General features: G+C 45.4%; 1 protein-coding gene. It reads right to left on the bottom strand.

Annotation, left to right across the window (positions count from 1 at the left end; genetic code table 11):
- The coding region (locus tag ADG81_RS09825) for a hypothetical protein (RefSeq protein WP_049550914.1) at nucleotides 1–207 on the bottom strand (207 nt) is incomplete at both ends.

Genomic DNA, 207 nt, shown 5'->3' on the forward strand with positions numbered 1-207 from the left:
GAGAGCATCTGGATTAGCAACTACAGTTTTGTCCGCTGGTTTAACGATGTCGTTGCCTGCGTTTGGTTTAGTTGCGTCTTCTGGTGATTTAACTAAGTCTGTCGCTGGAATGACCGCTGTCTTACCTTCTGGTGTTGTGACTGTAGCGTTACCTTTATCGTCCACTACTACAGTTGAACCTGGGTTGACTGCTTTAACCTTATCTTC

Origin of the sequence: Streptococcus pseudopneumoniae (assembly GCF_001070815.1) — a bacterium.
In the GTDB taxonomy this organism is placed as follows: domain Bacteria; phylum Bacillota; class Bacilli; order Lactobacillales; family Streptococcaceae; genus Streptococcus; species Streptococcus pseudopneumoniae_P.